We start from the raw sequence: 14,335 nt of genomic DNA on the forward strand, positions 1-14,335 counted from the left end.
CGTGCGATTTGATCGGTTTTACCCGTCTTGTTGACGATCATGGGAGATTTCGTGGCACCATCTATCACGTAGTGGTGTTCTCCCCGGACCGGCAGCAGGACTCTCCTTGTGAATTCCCCACCCGAGACCCCGCCAGCGGCGGAACAGCAGATGGCGCGGGCCGCAATGTCCGACGCCGATCTGCTGACCCGGCATATCGCCGGGGATCCGCACGCTTTCAGTGAGATAGTCAAGCGGCATCGCGACCGCATGTGGGCGGTCGCCCTGCGCACGCTGGGCGACCCCGACGAGGCGGCCGACGCCGTTCAGGACGCCTTCGTCTCGGCCTATCGCAAGGCCGACAGCTTCCGCGGCGAGGCGGCCGTCACCACGTGGCTGCACCGCATCGTGGTCAACGCCTGCCTGGACCGCATGCGCAGGAAATCCGTACGGCCTGTCGCCGACGACGAGCTCGTCGAGGCGGCCGAACGTGACGCCCCGGTGCTCGACCAGACGGCCGAGCGCGAGGTCTCCATGGAGGTCTCCGCCGCGCTCAAGCTGCTGCCCTCCGACCAGCGGGCCGCGCTGGTGCTCGTGGACATGATGGGCTACTCCGTCGAGGACGCGGCCCAGGTCCTGCAGGTGCCGAGCGGCACGGTGAAGAGCAGATGCGCGCGCGGACGCGCAAAGCTGGCCCCGATTCTTTCCCATCTACGGAACCGATCCGACCTGTCTCGCGTCTCATCCGCGAAGGGAGCAGAACTTCGTGACGGGTGATACGCACTACGACCTGGAGATCCTGGCCGAATTGGCCGAGGGTCTTCTCGACGCCGCCACGGCTCTGCAGGTACGCGAACATCTCGCGATCTGCGATCCCTGTGGCGAGAGCCTTGCCGATCTCGCAGCGGTCCGTGAGGTGCTCTCAGCGACGCCTACCCCGGCGATGCCGATGGGAGTCGCGCTCAGGATCGACCGCGCGCTGGCCGCTGAGGCCGAAAGCTTCCGTGGAGGTGGAGTTGGGCTGGTGGAAGCACCGGCCTGGGACGACATAATGCGCGACGCGCCATGGGAGACGACGCCTCTCCCTGAGCCGGAGCCGGTGACACGGCTCGGAGTCGTCGGCGACGACGGCACCGTCACTCCGGTCATTCCGGCCCAGCGGCGCAAGGCCACACGACGACGCCGGTGGGCCATGCCCGTCGCGGCGGCGGGATTGGTGGCGGCGGTGGTCGGCGGAGCGGTGGCCACGACCGGGGTGCTCTCGGCGCCCGGCTCGAGCCCGAGTTCGCCCGTCGCTCTGCCCGCGCCCTCCACCACGGAGGGCTACCAGTTGACCAACAGCAACTGGAACTACACCAATCAGGAGCTCAGCGGCTCCCTGCTCGACTACATCGGCCCGGCACAGATCGTGGACGCCAAGGACATGAGCGCCAGCTCCAAGCTCCAGCAGTGCGTCCAGAAGGTCTCCGCCAAGGTCGGCAAGTCACCGTTCACCGTGGACCAGGGCCTCTACAACGGTCAGGAGGCCAACATCATGGTCTTCTGGCAGAACAAGGCCAAGAACACGGTGCGCGTGCACGTCATGGGACTGCAGTGCGAGAACCTGCGCAAGCCGGCTCTCGCGAGATGGAACTGACCCCGGCGGGCGCCCATTCGGCAAGAGGCCCGGCATGGATTCGTCCATGCCGGGCCTTCCCGTCTCACCGGGGAATCACCGGCGCCTAGGATCTGTTGACGCCACTGGCAATGACAAAGGGAGAGGCGCAGCAGTGATGGACGTCCGGAATGTGATCATCATCGGATCAGGTCCCGCCGGTTACACATCAGCCGTGTACTCGGCTCGTGCCGATCTCAAGCCCCTGGTCTTCGAGGGTTCGGTCACCGCCGGCGGCGCGCTGATGAACACCACAGAGGTGGAGAACTTCCCCGGCTTCCCCGACGGCATCATGGGCCCCGACCTCATGGACAGCATGCGCAAGCAGGCCGAGCGGTTCGGCGCCGAGCTGGTCGCCGACGACGTCGTCGAGGTCGACCTGACCGTCACCCCCAAGGTCGTCAAGACCGCCACCGACACCTACTACGCCAAGGCCGTCATCCTGACCATGGGCTCGGGCTACCGCGAGCTGGGCGTGCCCAACGAGAAGCGCCTGTCCGGCCACGGCGTCTCCTGGTGTGCCACCTGTGACGGTTTCTTCTTCCGCGGCCAGGACATCGTGGTCGTCGGCGGCGGCGACACCGCCATGGAGGAGGCCACCTTCCTGACCCGGTTCGCCGGCTCGGTGACGATCGTGCACCGCCGCGACGAGCTGCGCGCCAGCAAGATCATGCAGGACCGCGCGTTCGCGAACGAGAAGATCCGCTTCGTCTGGGACAGCGAGGTCGTCGACGTCCTGGGCGACAGCAAGGTCTCCGGGGTGCGCCTGCGCAACCTCAAGACCGGCGAGGAGAGCGAGCTCGCGGCCACCGGCCTGTTCATCGCGATCGGCCACGACCCCCGCACCGAGCTCGTCAAGGGTCAGGTGGAGCTCGACGACGAGGGCTACATCAAGGTCGCCTCCCCCTCCACGCGCACCAACCTGGACGGTGTCTTCGCCGCCGGCGACGTCGTCGACCACATCTACCGCCAGGCGATCACCGCCGCCGGCACCGGCACCGCCGCCTCGCTGGACGCCGAGCGCTGGCTGAGCGACCACGACGACAACTGACACCGACCACACCATCCGGATAGGGAGAGCAGTAACCTTGGGCGCCATCAAGAACGTGACCGACGCCAGCTTCGACGCTGACGTCCTCAAGAGCGACAAGCCCGTCATCGTCGACTTCTGGGCCGAGTGGTGCGGTCCTTGCCGCCAGGTCGCGCCGATCCTCGAAGAGATCGCGAACGAGCAGGCCGAGAAGCTGACCGTCGTCAAGCTCAACGTCGACGAAAACCCGTCAACTGCTGGCAATTACGGCGTACTCCAGATTCCGACCCTGAACGTCTATAAGAACGGAGAGGTTGTGAAGCAGATCATCGGCGCCAAGCCGAAGGCCATGCTGCTTCGCGAGCTCGAGGGCATCATCTAGGCCCCCTGCGGCTGCCGCACCCCACAGCGCACGCCGTACCACCCGCTTCCGAGCGGCACACCCACCCAGCGAAAGCCCCCTCGCCCGCCGGCAGGGGGCTTTCGCACATCCTCCCGGAGGGGCCCGTTCGGACATCCTCCTGGAAAGGCCGGAGGGAGCCCAGGTGGGCCGTGGCCCCCTGACCCGGCGAATCCCCCCACCCGAGGCATCAGACGGGTCGTAGCGCTCTTTCCGGGCTCATGGAGCCCAGCAGCCTCTCCAGAGCCACCTCGACGTCCTCCCGCCACGACACGGCGGTCTTGAGCTCAAGGCGGAGACGGGGGAAGCGCAGATGCGGCCGGACCGTCTTGAAGCCCACCGAGAGCAGATAGTCGGCGGGCATCAGGCACGCCCCCGGCTGCTCCCACTTCAGGTCGCCGAACGCCTCGATCGCCCGCACCCCGCGTCGGGTCAGGTCCTTGGCCACTCCCTGGACCAGCATCCGGCCCAGGCCGCCACCGGAGAACTCCGGGATGATGTGCGCGGTCATCAGCAGCACGGCGTCGGCGCTGACCGGGGAGGTCGGGAAAGCGATCGAGCGCGGCACGTAGTGGGGCGGCGCGTAGAGCACGAAACCGGCGGCCACGCCGTCCACATAGACGATCTTCCCGCAGCTTCCCCACTCCAGGAGGGTGGAGGAGATCCAAGCCTCTTTCTCCAGCCCCGGATCACCCACCTCGATCGCCCGGTTCCCGTTCACGGGATCCAGCTCCCAGAAGACGCACCGGCGACAACGGCGCGGCAGGTCGTCGAGATTGTCGAGTGTGACGTTTGCCAGCCGACGCGACACCTGTTGGCCCCAATCCTGGCGAGACGAGTGCAAGCCATGGCGAAAAACGCGCGAAAACGGCGTCTCCAGCTGGCATCGTAGCTCAGTGAGGGCCCTGGTTTCAGGGTGTCCCGTCCCCCCACGCAGACGACAACAACCACTGACGTACCCTGGTTTCTCAAGCATGAGCACCCCGTGCTCCACATAATCGAGGAGGTGGACCGTGCCCCAAGAGTCAGATCACGGTCAGACCGTCGCGGCCCAGGGCTCGCGAATCGACGCCTACGTCGATCGGTACGCAGCACGAGCTACCGGGATGGTCGCCTCCGAGGTTCGAGCTCTTTTCGCCGTCGCGTCGAGGCCCGAGGTGGTCTCGCTGGCCGGCGGCATGCCGTACGTCACCGCGCTTCCCCTCGACACCGTCGGGGAGCTCGTCGCCGACCTGGTGGCCCGTCGCGGCCCGGTCGCGCTCCAGTACGGTTCCGGCCAGGGAGACCCGCACCTGCGTGAGCAGATCTGCGACGTCATGCGCATGGAGGGCATCGAGGCCAACTCCGACGACGTCGTCGTGACCGTCGGCTCGCAGCAGGCCCTCGATCTGATCACCCGCATCTTCATCGACCCCGGTGACATCATCCTCGCCGAGGGCCCCTCCTATGTGGGCGCGCTGGGCACGTTCTCCGCCTACCAGGCAAAGGTCGTCCACATCGCGATGGACGATGAGGGGATCATCCCCGAGTCGCTCGCCCAGACCATCTACGCGCTGAAAACCGCGGGCAGCCCGATCAAGTTCCTCTACACCATCCCCACCTTCCAGAACCCCGCCGGGGTGACGCTCAACGCGGCACGCAGGCAGCAGGTGCTGGACATCTGCCAGCGGGCGGGCGTGCTGATCGTCGAGGACAACCCGTACGGCATGCTCGGCTTCGACGGCGACCCCATGCGGGCGCTGCGCGCCGACAACGCCGACGGCGTCGTCTACCTCGGCTCGTTCTCCAAGACCCTGGCTCCCGGCTTCCGGGTCGGCTGGGCACTCGCCCCGCACGCCATCCGCGACAAGCTGGTGCTCGCGATGGAGTCCGCGGTCCTGTCCCACTCCTCCTTCACCCAGCTCGCCGTCGGGCAGTATCTCGCGACCCAGCCGTGGCGCGAGCAGATCAAGACCTTCCAGGAGCTCTACCGCGAGCGCCGGGACGCCATGATCAGCTCGCTTGAGGCGCTGATGCCCGCCGGCCTCACCTGGACCCGTCCCAGCGGCGGCTTCTTCGTCTGGGCCACCCTTCCCGAAGGGCTCGACTCCAAGGCGCTGCTGCCGCGCGCGGTCGCCGAACGGGTGGCCTTCGTCCCGGGCACGGGTTTCTACGCCGACGGCGGCGGCACGCGTCACATGCGGCTGTCCTACTGCTATCCGGAGCCGGACCGCATCCGTGAAGGGGTGCGCCGCCTGGCCGGAGTGATCGAGCAGGAGCTGCGGCTGCGCGACACGTTCGGCACGGGCTCATCTCCCGACCACATCGGGGTCGACACCCCCGGGCCCGATCTCGCCTGACACCTCTGTCGGCGGGCGCCTCCCGGCGGAGGCGCCCGCCGACATGGGCTCCCTCGGATGCACACCGACATGGCCGGTTGCCGTACGGTGATTTCCGGCGCCGCGGTGACTTCCGGTGCCGTTGTACGGTGATCATCCTGGCGGTGGTGAGAGCCGCCCATTGGCTCGGCGTGGGCCGCAAAGAGAGGTTTTTCGGGTGAGTGATCTGGGCTACGTGCTCGTCCTGGCAGGTGGACTCTCCTACGAGCGGGAGGTGTCCCTCCGCTCAGGCCGCCGGGTGAGTGAGGTGCTGCGCACTGCGGGAATCTCGGTGGAGACCCGCGACACCGACGCCTCGCTGGTGCCCTCCATACTCGCCGATCCACCGGACGCCGTCTTCGTCACCCTGCACGGCGGGGCCGGCGAGGACGGCGCCATCCGCTCGGTGCTGGAGCTCCTGTCGGTCCCCTACGTCGGCGCCGGCCCCGATGCCTGCCGTGTGGCCTTCGACAAGCCCACCGCGAAGACGGTCGTCCGTTCGGTCGGCGTGCGCACCCCCGACTCTGTGACGCTCCCCAAGGAGACCTTCCACGACCTCGGCGCCTCGACGGTGCTGACCCGCATCATCGAACGCCTCGGGCTTCCCCTGTTCGTCAAGCCTTCCCGTGGCGGCTCCGCGCTCGGCGCGTCGATCGTCCGCGCCGCCGAGGACCTCCCCGCCGCCATGGTCGGCTGCTTCGCCTACGGTGACACCGCGCTGATCGAGCGCTGCATCGAAGGCGTCGAGATCGCGGTCTCCGTGGTCGACCTCGGCGGAGGGCCGGTGGCCCTGCCTCCGGTGGAGATCGTTCCCGACAAGGGCGTCTACGACTACGCGGCCCGCTACACCGCCGGCCACACCGAGTTCTTCGCTCCGGCCCGGTTGTCACCCGAAGCCGCCGCCGCCTGCGCCGAAATGGCGGTGACCGCCCACACCGCCCTCGGGCTGCGTGACATCTCCCGTACCGACCTCATCGTCGACGACGCCGGGCTGCCGCACTTCCTCGAAGTGAACGTCGCTCCCGGCATGACCGAGACCTCTCTTCTGCCCATGGCCGTCGAGGCCGCCGGCGACGATCTCGGCACCCTCTGCCGTGTCCTTCTGGAGCAGGCGGCCACCCGCGGCACCGCCTGACCCCGAGCACGGCGCCGCATGCCCGCGTCTTCCCGATCGAGTGGGATCGGGAGGCGCGGGGACACGGGTCTTCTCACTTCTCCCACTCGCCGCTCGCCCTCCGTTCGCCTCGCGTCTCCTGCTCGCCTCGCAGTTCTCATTCGTCTTCCGTCCCTCCCACTCGCCGCTCACCTTCCGCTCGCCTCGCGCCTCCCACTCGTCTTCCGCCCGCCTCGCACCTCCGGCCGTCGCTCACGCCGGCGCAGCGGCGTGACGGCACCGCAGGACAGGTGTTGGAGTCACCGGACAGCAGCCCTCGGCCCCCGAAGTCACTCGCCTAGGCTGGCTCTGTGCTGACTTCCACTCCCTTCCCCAAGAGCTTCGCCAGCGATAACCACACGGGCGTCCACCCCGCGGTCCTCGCGGCCATCGTCGAGGCCAACACCGCGGACGCCCCGGCCTATGGCGATGACGTCTGGACCCGGGCGATGGAGGACGCCTTCCGCGCCGAGTTCGGTGACCAGGCGACCGCCTACTCCATGTTCAACGGCACCGGCGCCAACGTCGTGGGGCTGGGCCTCGTCCTACGCTCCTACGACGCCGTGCTCTGCCCGGCCAGCGCGCACATCAACACCAACGAGTGCGGCGCCGCGGAGCGCCTGCTCGGCGCCAAGTTGATCCCCATCCCCACGGAGAACGGCAAGCTCACGGTGAGCGACATCCGGGGTCAGCTCTTCGCGCTGGGCAACACGCAACGCTCCCAGCCCCGCGTCGTCTCCATTTCGCAGGTGACCGAGTGCGGCACCCGCTACACCGCCGACGAGGTCGCCGAGCTCGCGGAATTCGCCCACGCGCACGGTCTGTTCCTCCATATGGACGGTGCCCGCCTGGCCAACGCGGCAGCCGAACTCGGCAGCTCGATGCGCGCGTTCACCACGGACGCCGGAGTGGACCTGCTCAGCTTCGGTGGCACCAAGAACGGCGCCATGGGCGCGGAGGCGCTCGTCATTCTCAACCCCGAGCTGGACGCTCCCGCGTTGTTCCTACGCAAGCAGGGCATGCAGCTCGCTTCCAAGATGCGCTTCGTCTCGGCCCAGTTGACGGCGCTCCTGACCGACGGCCTCTGGCACGAGAACGCCGCCCATGCCAACGCGATGGCCAAGCGGCTGGCCGACGGTGTCACCGACCTCCCGGGGGTCTCCCTTCGCTACCCCGTCCAGTCCAATGCCGTCTTCCCCAGACTTCCAGAGAAGGCGATCACGGAGCTGCAGCAGCGCTACCTTTTCCACGTCTGGGACGCGGAGGAGAATGTGGTGCGGTGGGTGACATCCTTCGACACCACCCTCGAACACATCGACGCCTTCGTCTCCGACATTCGGCTCATCGTCCGCGGAGTGAGTGGAGACGCCTGATCGTCGCATCGACGAACGATCGTTTCACGTGAAACCAGAGCCTCCCCCCGAGGCATTCCAGGTGAAGCCTGGGCCCGCACCTCCACCCGTAATCACGTTTCACGTGAAACAAGGGGTGGCGCTATGACGATTGCAGGCCGCCCGAGCGAGAGAGTCACCGCTACCGCCTTCTGGTTTCACGTGAAACGGGGGAAGGACTCCAAGAAGCCAGACCTCATGTGAGACGACGGTTCGCGCGGAGGCACTCGTGTTTCACGTGAAACAGGCCCTCTGCGAGGCCTTCCCATCTTCTTGGACAGCCCCTTCGAGCGGTCTCCCGATCCACAGGCCGGCCACCCTCATCACGCTTCCGTCATCACCCTCCGGGCATCACGCTCCGGACAAACGAAAGCGGGCTTCCTGTTTCACGTGAAACAGGAAGCCCGCCCAGGAACGTCTTTCGTGGCCGAGAGGATCACTCCTCGACTGTCTGCATGGACCCCGGGGCCATCGTTCCGATGATGCGCTCCAGATCGTCGATGGTCGCGAACTCCACCACGATGCGGCCTTTACGGCGACCGAAGTCCACCTTCACCCGGGTCTCGAAACGGTCGGAAAGACGGTCGGCCAGCTGCCGGAGTGCGGGCTCCTCGGCCTGCTTCGCCCTCGGCGCCTTCGGGGCGGGCGCGGGAGCGGCCTTGGCGTCTCCCACCGCCACGATCTCCTCGACCGCACGGACCGACAGCAGCTCGGCCACGATCCGGTCGGCGAGGCGTTCCTGCGCCGCGGGGTCGTCCAGCGGCAGCAGGGCGCGGCCGTGCCCGGCGGTGATCGTGCCGGCCGACAGGCGGAGCTGGACCCGGGGAGGCAGGTTGAGCAGACGCAGCGTGTTCGTCACGTGGGAGCGGGATCGGCCGATGCGGGCGGCGAGCTGCTCGTGGGTGGCGCCGAAGTCGTCGAGCAGTTGCCGGTAGGCCGCCGCCTCCTCCAGGGGGTTGAGCTGTTCGCGCTGCAGGTTCTCGATGAGCGCGTCCAGGAGGAGCTTGTCCTCCTGGGTGCTCCGTACGATCGCGGGGATCTCCGAGAGCCCGGCGAGCTTGGAGGCGCGCCAGCGACGCTCCCCCATGATGAGCTCGTAACGTCCCTCTTCCGCCGCGCGCACCACGACGGGCTGGAGCAGGCCCACCTCGCGGATGGAGGTGGCCAGCTCCTCCAGGGCGTCCTCGTTGAAGATGTCGCGGGGCTGGCGCGGGTTCGGTGTGATGTCCCCGATCGGGATCTCGAGGAAGTACGCGCCCGCGACCGGCTTGAGTGCCGACTGCTGCGGAACCGGCTCCGGCGCGACCATCGTCGCGGTCGCCGCCGGAGCCGCGCTCTGCGTCGCCACCGGGCTCGTGGGGATGAGCGCCGCCAGTCCCCTGCCGCCCATCCCTCTCGGCTGCTTACTCACTGCCCCTCCCCCGGCGCACGGTCTGCGTCCTCAGTGGCTTCCACGATGACTGTCGCATGTCCTTCCGCGTTCACACGGCCGCGCCACGATATGCCATCTCGCGGGCGGCATCCATGTAGGCCATCGCGCCGCTTGAGCCCGGGTCGTAGGTCATGACCGACTGGCCGTAACTCGGAGCCTCGGAAACACGCACGCTCCGGGGGATCAACGTGGTCAGCACGGTGTCCCCGAAGTGAGAGCGGACCTCCTCTGCCACCTGGGAAGCCAGCCGGGTCCGTCCGTCGTACATCGTCAGCAGGATGGTGGACAGGTCAAGCGCGGGGTTCAGGTGGGCGCGCACGAGATCGACGTTCCGGAGCAGCTGGCCGAGACCTTCCAGCGCGTAGTACTCGCACTGGATGGGAACCAGCAGCTCGTTCGCGGCCATCAGCGCGTTGACGGTCAGCAGGCCGAGCGAGGGAGGGCAGTCGATGAAGACGTAGTCGAACTCGGTCGCCTTGTAGGCGGCCAGCGCACGCTGCAGCCGAGCCTCCCGCGCGACCATGGAGACGAGCTCGATCTCGGCACCGGCCAGGTCGATGGTGGCGGGAGCGCAGTAGAGGCCGGGCATGTCCGGGACCTCCTTGACGACCTCCTCCAAAGACACGTCTTCCACCAGGACCTTGTACATGTCCGGCACGTCGCCACGGTGCTCGATGGACAACGCCGTCGAGGCGTTGCCCTGCGGGTCGAGATCGACCACGAGCACTCGCTGGCCGTGCATGGACAGCGCCGCCGCCAGGTTCACCGATGTCGTGGTCTTGCCCACGCCGCCCTTCTGGTTGGCGACGGTGAAGATGCGCGTTCTGGGAGGGCGGGGCCAGCCTTCTCCTCGGACTCCCGCAGGACCCATGGGAGCGGCTGTGGTCGTCTGGGCCGATGTTTCACGTGAAACCACTGAGCTGAGTGCCTCTCGTACCAGCGGCGAGTCGCCGGGGTTAAGGGGGGTCTGGGTCACGGTCGTCGTCCTTTCAACCGGCCTGACTACGGTGGCGGGATCCGATGCCGGCCAGCCCAGACCGGAGGAGTGTCCGTAGGGCGGGGCGACGGGGTTCTCCGGCCAGCCGAGACCGCCCGCCGCGCTGACGATCGCACTTCCACGGTCATTCACTGGCCTCGTACTCGCTTTACTCGGTCTGTCTCATTGGCGTCGTGCTCGTTTCGACCGCGATTCACGATCCCCACGGCGAGAGGCCTGCCGCGCTCCTTCTGGGGTCCGACCGGCGACCACTCGGATGAGAGTTGCAGGCGGCTCGACCTTACCGTGCCCGACCGATACAAGCTCGGCGGTTTGCACCCCACTGGACCGCAATTGTCCCTCGGCGTCCGCCAGTTCCTCGGCTGCCCGCTCTCCCTTCATCGCGAGAAGCTCACCCCCCTCACGCAGCAGCGGCAGCGCCCACGTCAGCAACCGGTCGAGCGGCGCGACCGCACGTGCGGAGGCCACGTCGAACTCGCGCTTGCCGACGAACTCCTCGGCCCGGCCACGCAGCACCTCGACGTTGTCGAGCTTCAACGTCTCCACGCACTCCTCAAGGAACACCGTCCGGCGCAGGAGCGGCTCCAGCAGCGTGACCTTGATGTCCGGCCGCACGATCGCCAGGACCAGGCCGGGCAGGCCGGCTCCCGAGCCGATGTCGACCAGCCGCACCCCGGCAGGCACGGCCTCGGCGACCACCGCGCAGTTGAGCAGGTGACGATCCCAGATCCGGGGCACCTCGCGAGGTCCGAGCAGCCCGCGCACCACACCCGGACCGGCCAGCAACTGCGCGAACGCCTCCGCTCTGGACCAGGCGTCGCCGGTGAACACCTCGCGCGCAACCTCGGGCGGCTCGGGGATCTGCTCGCTCACTCGACGCTCACTCTTCCTCGGAAACTGTCTAGGGCAGGGTTTTCTAAGGCTAACGGCCCGCTCCCCAGCGGCGTACAAGGGCAGGCCGTAAAAAAGGCCGCCGTCCCTGGAGAACCAGGGACGGCGGCCACTGTCCATCCGCTATGCCGCTACACGGGCAGGACCACCACGAAACGGCGGGGCTCCTCGCCCTCGGACTCGCTTCGCAGGCCCGCCGCCGCGACCGCGTCGTGCACGATCTTGCGCTCGAACGGGGTCATCGGCTGCAGCGACTTGGGCTCGCCGTCGCGCTTGACGTCCGCGGCGACCTTGGTGCCGAGCTCGCGCAGCTCCGCCCGGCGACGGTCGCGGTAGCCGCCGATGTCGAGCATGAGCCGTGAACGCTCCCCCGTCTGGCGGTGGACCGCGAGCCGGGTCAGCTCCTGGATCGCTTCCAGCACCTCGCCGTTGGGGCCGACGAGGTCGCCACCCTTGATGTCCACGACCGACACGACGGCGCGATCGCCCTCGACATCCATGTCGATGTCACCGTCGATGTCGGCGATGTCGAGCAGACCCTCGACATAGTCCGCCGCGATCTCACCCTCCTGCTCCAACGCAGCGAGATCCGGAGCCGCTTTCACGGTCTCCTTTTCGGCCTCGGCCTCGGTCACGTCCGGCCACTCCTTCGTGCTGTCGGGGATGTCGTCAGGACTTCTTGCTGCCCGTCCGCTTGCTGCGGGGCTGGCGGGTCGGCTGCTGGCGGACCGGCTTGGGCTCCGGCTCCTCGGCGGGCACCTCGGGCTCGGGGGCGCTCTTCTTCATCTTGCTCAGCAGGCCTGGTTTGGGCTCGGGGGTCACCATGTTGCCCTTGGCGTCGACCACCGGAGAGGGGTGGCGGCTGTAGAACCAGTGCTGCTGGCTCAGGGTCCACAGGTTCGTGGTGACCCAGTAGAGGATGAGACCGAGGGGGAAGTTCAGCGAGAAGAACGCGAACAGCGGCGAGATGTACATCAGGATCTTCTGCTGCTGCGCCATCGGGTTGTCCGGCATCTGGGCCATCGAACGGCCCACGCTCTGCCGGACGGTCAGGAAGGTGGTCAGCGAGCTGATCGCCACGAAGACCGCGAGCACGATCTTCGTCTGGATCGCGTTCGCCCCGAACGCCTCGATCTGCGCCGAGGAGGTCCAGAAGGTCGCCGGCAGCGGGGCGCCGAAGATGTGGGCGGCGCGGGCGCTGTCGACGAACTGCTGTGTCATGCCGAACTTCAACTGGCCATGGGCCATGGCGTTGAGCACGGTGAACATCGAGATGAAGATCGGGAACTGGGCCACGACCGGCAGACAGCCGCCGAGCGGGTTGGCACCCTGCCCCTGGTACAGCGCCATGACCTCCTGGTTCATGCGCTGCTTGTCGTTCTTGTAACGCTTGCGAATTTCCTGGACCTTGGGGGCCAGTTCCTGCATCTTCTTCGACGAGCGCATCTGCTTGAGGAAGAGAGGGAAGATCAGCAAACGCATCAGCACCGTCAGGGTGATGATGGTCAGCGCCCAGGTCAGCCCGCCGTTGGGGTCGAGGAAGCTGCTATAACCCTGGTGAATCCAGGTGATGACGTGGGCGACGGCTGTATACAGCCAATTCAGCCAGGACAGCTCCACCGAGCTAGCTCCCTTGCGTTTCGTTGGACTGGCCCGGGCGTGGGGGCACCGGGTCAAAACCTCCGGGATGGAATGGGTGGCAACGCCCGATTCTCCGGATCGTCAACCATGTGCCGCGCAGCGCGCCGTGGACGGCTATCGCTTCAAGACCGTATGCGCTGCACGAAGGATGGAAACGGCAACGGGGACCCAGCAGAGGGCTCACAAAGGCCCGGTAGAACCGGATAGGAGCCATCAGGGTCCTGGCAGCCGGAGAAACCCCGGCGATCTGCTGCGCCGTCATCATCGCCCATCCATGTGAGCCTTGGAAGGCTCTCGCCGCCTGAGTAAACGATCCAGCGCGACGTCGAGTTCGGCGGCAAGGCGCTCGCTTCGCGCGGACGCGGCCGGTGGATTGGCGCGTACAACCAGCAGGCTACCTCTCGGGAGGCGATGAAGACGGTCCCGGACGAGGTGTCTCAACTGACGTTTCACTCGATTTCGGATGACCGCCCCACCCACGGCACGGCTCACCACGAATCCCACCAGGGGCGGTTCGTCCGTCTCCGAGCGCACGCTCAAGTGCACGACCAGTGTGGGACGGCCTGCGCGACCTCCCTTTCTGACCGCGTTGGCGAACTCCTCGCCCCGGCGCATGCGGGACCCGGACGGCAACACGAGAGAACCTTGTCTGACCCTGGACAGGTACGGCTATCGCCCGCCGGCATCACGGCCGACGGGCGACGGGACGTTACTGCCTTGGCCCGGCGGACCGGGCGCAACGGATGCGTCAGGCGGAGAGCTCGGCGCGGCCCTTGCGACGGCGAGCGGCCAGGATGGCGCGACCGGCGCGGGTGCGCATGCGCAGCCGGAAGCCGTGGGTCTTCGCGCGACGACGGTTGTTCGGCTGGAAAGTACGCTTGCTCACGAGTGGGCTCCAGGCTTGAGGCGCATCCCCAGCACATGGGGACGCTCGACAATGGCTGGCTTACCGGAAGCGGGGCATGCGAAATAGCCGTCGCGTGGCAAGCCGACCGTCGTACGTTACGGGTAAGGCGTGTCCCAGGTCAAACCGGAGAGCACGTGGATATAGGTTATCCACGAATCCACAGCCCCTTTTTCCACCGCCGCCCCGCCGTCCACAGGATGTGCACACAGCCTCCCCCGCACAGCCACTAGGCTGTGGACAACGTCTTGTACACAGGTGTGGACAGGGCTACTGTCGGCCCTTCCAGACCTTCTCTCCGCTGCCGGAATGCGTTCCGCGGCAAGTGCGGGGCTGTGCACACCGTGTGGATTCGATGTGGATTCCAGACAGCGACCCCTCAGGGGCCACGGGCGCGCCGACATGTGGACAACGGGGAAGTCCGATGCGCCCGGCGGCCATCGGTGTGGATAAACAGATCGCGGTGAGCTCAGGCGGGGGCCGCGTCGGAGGAGGTGAGCCGGGCA

General features: G+C 67.4%; 16 protein-coding genes. 7 read left to right on the forward strand and 9 right to left on the reverse strand.

Translation table 11 applies throughout. The features are described 5' to 3' along the window. Nucleotides 1-150: 150 nt before the first annotated feature. From sigM to trxA, 4 genes are all read left to right on the forward strand, one after another. Entirely contained in the window at nucleotides 151-756 is a 606-nt protein-coding gene (gene sigM / locus ACQPYK_RS48235; protein WP_433248111.1) for an RNA polymerase sigma factor SigM, read from the forward strand. Continuing rightward, nucleotides 746-1,615, forward strand: a complete 870-nt coding sequence (locus ACQPYK_RS48240; protein ID WP_433248114.1) for an anti-sigma factor family protein — start codon at nucleotides 746-748, stop codon at nucleotides 1,613-1,615. The genes sigM and ACQPYK_RS48240 overlap by 11 nt, the downstream gene beginning before the upstream one ends. A 133-nt stretch (nucleotides 1,616-1,748) precedes the next feature. After that, nucleotides 1,749-2,684 carry a thioredoxin-disulfide reductase gene (gene trxB, locus ACQPYK_RS48245; RefSeq protein WP_433248117.1) on the forward strand — a complete coding sequence of 312 codons (936 nt, stop codon included), beginning with the start codon at nucleotides 1,749-1,751 and terminating at the stop codon, nucleotides 2,682-2,684. 37 nt (nucleotides 2,685-2,721) lie between these two features. After that, nucleotides 2,722-3,045 (forward strand): thioredoxin, encoded by a 324-nt coding sequence (trxA, locus tag ACQPYK_RS48250; protein WP_184754683.1) that lies wholly within the window; start codon nucleotides 2,722-2,724, stop codon nucleotides 3,043-3,045. Between the two features lie 208 nt (nucleotides 3,046-3,253). Here trxA and ACQPYK_RS48255 read toward each other — a convergent pair whose 3' ends face one another. Beyond that, nucleotides 3,254-3,874, reverse strand: coding sequence for a GNAT family N-acetyltransferase (locus ACQPYK_RS48255; RefSeq protein ID WP_433248120.1), 621 nt, complete (start codon nucleotides 3,872-3,874; stop codon nucleotides 3,254-3,256). Between the two features lie 295 nt (nucleotides 3,875-4,169). On the opposite strand from ACQPYK_RS48255, the gene ACQPYK_RS48260 reads away from it, so the two are divergent. The 3 genes from ACQPYK_RS48260 (at nucleotide 4,170) to ACQPYK_RS48270 (ending at nucleotide 7,946) form a co-directional block, all read left to right on the forward strand. Beyond that, on the forward strand, nucleotides 4,170-5,402 hold the full coding sequence (locus tag ACQPYK_RS48260; protein ID WP_433259127.1) for a PLP-dependent aminotransferase family protein: 1,233 nt from the start codon (nucleotides 4,170-4,172) through the stop codon (nucleotides 5,400-5,402). A gap of 196 nt (nucleotides 5,403-5,598) precedes the next feature. Further along, on the forward strand, nucleotides 5,599-6,555 hold the full coding sequence (locus ACQPYK_RS48265) for a D-alanine--D-alanine ligase family protein (protein WP_433248123.1): 957 nt from the start codon (nucleotides 5,599-5,601) through the stop codon (nucleotides 6,553-6,555). Nucleotides 6,556-6,884: 329 nt separating this feature from the next. Next, nucleotides 6,885-7,946 carry a threonine aldolase family protein gene (locus tag ACQPYK_RS48270; protein WP_433248126.1) on the forward strand — a complete coding sequence of 354 codons (1,062 nt, stop codon included), beginning with the start codon at nucleotides 6,885-6,887 and terminating at the stop codon, nucleotides 7,944-7,946. A 454-nt stretch (nucleotides 7,947-8,400) separates the two neighbouring features. Here the strand turns inward: ACQPYK_RS48270 and ACQPYK_RS48275 are convergent, their stop codons facing one another. The 8 genes from ACQPYK_RS48275 to rpmH all read right to left on the reverse strand — a co-directional run bounded on the left by ACQPYK_RS48275 (nucleotide 8,401) and on the right by rpmH (nucleotide 13,811). Then, the gene (locus ACQPYK_RS48275; RefSeq protein WP_433248129.1) at nucleotides 8,401-9,375 is read right to left on the reverse strand and encodes a ParB/RepB/Spo0J family partition protein; all 975 of its coding nucleotides are present in this window, start codon (nucleotides 9,373-9,375) and stop codon (nucleotides 8,401-8,403) included. A gap of 70 nt (nucleotides 9,376-9,445) precedes the next feature. Beyond that, on the reverse strand, nucleotides 9,446-10,267 hold the full coding sequence (locus tag ACQPYK_RS48280) for a ParA family protein (protein WP_433248132.1): 822 nt from the start codon (nucleotides 10,265-10,267) through the stop codon (nucleotides 9,446-9,448). A 288-nt stretch (nucleotides 10,268-10,555) separates the two neighbouring features. After that, nucleotides 10,556-11,266, reverse strand: coding sequence for a 16S rRNA (guanine(527)-N(7))-methyltransferase RsmG (rsmG, locus tag ACQPYK_RS48285; RefSeq protein WP_433248135.1), 711 nt, complete (start codon nucleotides 11,264-11,266; stop codon nucleotides 10,556-10,558). 149 nt (nucleotides 11,267-11,415) lie between these two features. Continuing rightward, a complete protein-coding gene (locus ACQPYK_RS48290) occupies nucleotides 11,416-11,919 on the reverse strand; it encodes a protein jag (protein WP_433248138.1) in 504 nt (167 codons plus the stop codon). A 34-nt stretch (nucleotides 11,920-11,953) separates the two neighbouring features. Beyond that, nucleotides 11,954-12,904, reverse strand: coding sequence for a membrane protein insertase YidC (yidC, locus tag ACQPYK_RS48295; protein ID WP_433248141.1), 951 nt, complete (start codon nucleotides 12,902-12,904; stop codon nucleotides 11,954-11,956). A gap of 4 nt (nucleotides 12,905-12,908) precedes the next feature. Continuing rightward, a complete protein-coding gene (yidD, locus tag ACQPYK_RS48300; protein WP_433248144.1) occupies nucleotides 12,909-13,190 on the reverse strand; it encodes a membrane protein insertion efficiency factor YidD in 282 nt (93 codons plus the stop codon). Further along, on the reverse strand, nucleotides 13,187-13,561 hold the full coding sequence (rnpA, locus tag ACQPYK_RS48305) for a ribonuclease P protein component (RefSeq protein ID WP_433248147.1): 375 nt from the start codon (nucleotides 13,559-13,561) through the stop codon (nucleotides 13,187-13,189). The genes yidD and rnpA overlap by 4 nt, the downstream gene beginning before the upstream one ends. 112 nt (nucleotides 13,562-13,673) lie before the next feature. Next, complete coding sequence (rpmH, locus tag ACQPYK_RS48310) at nucleotides 13,674-13,811, reverse strand: 50S ribosomal protein L34 (protein WP_010849920.1); 138 nt, start codon at nucleotides 13,809-13,811, stop codon at nucleotides 13,674-13,676. Nucleotides 13,812-14,335: the final 524 nt, after the last annotated feature.

The organism is Streptosporangium sp. CA-135522, from assembly GCF_050949235.1.
Classification (GTDB): Bacteria; Actinomycetota; Actinomycetes; order Streptosporangiales; family Streptosporangiaceae; genus Streptosporangium.

Bases quoted from the DNA above. Each gene is read 5' to 3' on its own strand.
- ACQPYK_RS48280 (WP_433248132.1), bottom strand. From the start codon at position 10,267: ATGGGTCCTGCGGGAGTCCGAGGAGAAGGCTGGCCCCGCCCTCCCAGA.
- ACQPYK_RS48260 (WP_433259127.1), top strand. From the start codon at position 4,170: ATGGTCGCCTCCGAGGTTCGAGCTCTTTTCGCCGTCGCGTCGAGGCCC.
- sigM (WP_433248111.1), top strand. From the start codon at position 151: ATGGCGCGGGCCGCAATGTCCGACGCCGATCTGCTGACCCGGCATATC.
- yidD (WP_433248144.1), bottom strand. From the start codon at position 13,190: ATGATGACGGCGCAGCAGATCGCCGGGGTTTCTCCGGCTGCCAGGACC.